3 protein-coding genes and 1 pseudogene are annotated in these 2,002 nt (G+C 50.0%); 2 read left to right on the forward strand and 2 right to left on the reverse strand.

All coding sequences use genetic code 11. The features are described 5' to 3' along the window. On the forward strand, positions 1-223 hold a 223-nt coding region (locus Q0R23_RS13675; protein WP_293913853.1), incomplete at its 5' end, for a Uma2 family endonuclease. Between the two features lie 37 nt (positions 224-260). Here the strand turns inward: Q0R23_RS13675 and Q0R23_RS13680 are convergent. Further along, complete coding sequence (locus tag Q0R23_RS13680) at positions 261-500, reverse strand: hypothetical protein (protein ID WP_293913855.1); 240 nt, start codon at positions 498-500, stop codon at positions 261-263. An 81-nt stretch (positions 501-581) separates the two neighbouring features. On the opposite strand from Q0R23_RS13680, the gene Q0R23_RS13685 reads away from it, so the two are divergent. Beyond that, the gene (locus Q0R23_RS13685) at positions 582-1,664 is read left to right on the forward strand and encodes a DUF4236 domain-containing protein (RefSeq protein ID WP_293913857.1); all 1,083 of its coding nucleotides are present in this window, start codon (positions 582-584) and stop codon (positions 1,662-1,664) included. A 62-nt stretch (positions 1,665-1,726) separates the two neighbouring features. On the opposite strand, the pseudogene Q0R23_RS13690 reads toward Q0R23_RS13685, so the two are convergent. Next, positions 1,727-2,002, reverse strand: a pseudogene (locus Q0R23_RS13690) (aconitate hydratase); the annotation flags it as partial.

Genomic DNA, 2,002 nt, shown 5'->3' on the forward strand with positions numbered 1-2,002 from the left:
CACCCGCGCCATAGACGAATCGTTCAAAGCCAGCGATTACCGCCGCCTGCACAGTCTGCAAGGCTACCTGCTGATTGACAGCGAGGCGAGGGGCGTGGAATTTCACCGCCGTGTCGGGCAGGAGTGGCAGATCGAGGTCGCCGAAGACGAGGTGGATTTGCCCTGCCTGAACGTGAAGCTACGGGTGGATGAGGTGTACGCGGGCGTGAACCTGATCGGCTGAGGGAGTGATTGTCAGCGAGGCCGTACTGATCCAGCAATCAGGTCAGCAAGTGAGCCACACCCGCCGCCTCAACCTCAGTCTCGAGATCGAACGGCGTACCTGCGTTCCTGGCAATATAGGCGTCCAGCTCGGCGTTCAACTGGTCTTCGCGCTGCTGGGCCAGGTAGTTTTCGATGGCCTGGCAAGCAAGCTGGGTCGCCGTCCATCCAGTGTTCTGGGCCGCCTGCATCAGTTGGGCGTGCAGAAGCTCCGGCAGGGTGAGGGGGAGGGTTTTCATGGGTGGATTGTGTGCCAGGCTTGAGAGCAAACTAGTAAACATTTTTGGCGACCAACGGAGTCCAATTGAGTAGACTGAGTTGTGGGACTCTACTTCAGGAAAAGTTTTCGAGCAGGACCAGTCAGACTGACACTCTCCAAAGCAGGGGTCAGCACCAGTATTGGTGCCAGAGGGGCGAGGTTGACAACTGGTCCACGTGGAACTTATGTCACAGTCGGCTCTGGGGGTGTAACGTACAGACAAAGAATTGGAAGCCCTAATCAAGTGAACAAGGTGGATCAACCGAACAGACTCTTTCAGGTGAACGATTACAGTTACGATCCTACCGATGCTTCGCTGGTTAAGACTGCAAGCATTGATGAACTTAGTGATTCATCATTCAAAGAATTGATTGACTCTATAAATGAGAGAATAAGTCAGCCTAGCTACTTTCTTATCGTATTAGGTATATTCATCCTGTTGTTTTTCTTGACCGGGGGATTCTTGTCCGTGGTTTCGTGGATATTGCTCGTAATTGGAATATTGTTAACGAGTTATTTTTCAAGGGGAGATGATAACAACAAAACAACACCCATATTTTACGACTTATCAATCGATTCGGCTAAAAGATTCCAGACACTATCAGAAGCAATCAATAGCGTGTCTAAATCTGAAAAAATTTGGAGAGTGAATACACAACAGGCAAATTCAGATTGGAAACGAAATGCTGGGGCGACATCCTTGCTGAGCCGTTCTGCCGCAAAGGTAGAGATCTCTAATCCGCCTTTCATTAGTTCGAATATAAAGATTCCGGGCTTAATACTTGGGCAGACAAACTTATGGTTTATGCCAGATTTTTTACTACTGCGTCAAGACAACAAATATGCGGCTATTGATTACCATGATTTAAATATGGAGTCTTACACGACGAGATTTGTTGAAGGTGAAGCTAAACCAAGCGATGCGAGAGTTCTTGGATCTACCTGGCAATATGTCAATAAAAGAGGCGGCCCGGATAAAAGATTCAATAATAATAGACAGATTCCGATCATGGAATATGGGGAGACTAATATTTCTTCGGATTCTGGACTTAATATAGTCATCCACATATCTAATCTACTAAATTCACAAAATTTTTCGCAAGCTTTTAAGGGATTCAAAGCCAAAGCTGTACATTTAAAATAGCCATGCAAATTAATGCCCCCACCCAACCGGGCAGGGGCCGTTCAAGTTCCCAGCTCTCGCACTTACGCCTGCGCGGTCTCCCCTTTCTTCAAGATGCTCCGCAGCACCGTCTGCAAGATGCCGCCGTTTTTGTAGTAATCGACTTCTACGGGGGTGTCGATGCGGCACTGCACCACGATGTCGCGGCTGACGCCCTTCAGGTCGGTCACGGTCACGCGCACGTCCTCGCGGGGCTTCAGGGTCGCGGGCAGGTGGAAGTGGAACAGCTCCTCGCCGCTGATGCCCAGGCTCTCGGCGCTCTGGCCGCCTTTGTACATCAGCGGCAGCACGCCCATGCC

The organism is Deinococcus sp. (genome assembly GCF_025362455.1).
GTDB lineage: Bacteria > Deinococcota > Deinococci > Deinococcales > Deinococcaceae > Deinococcus.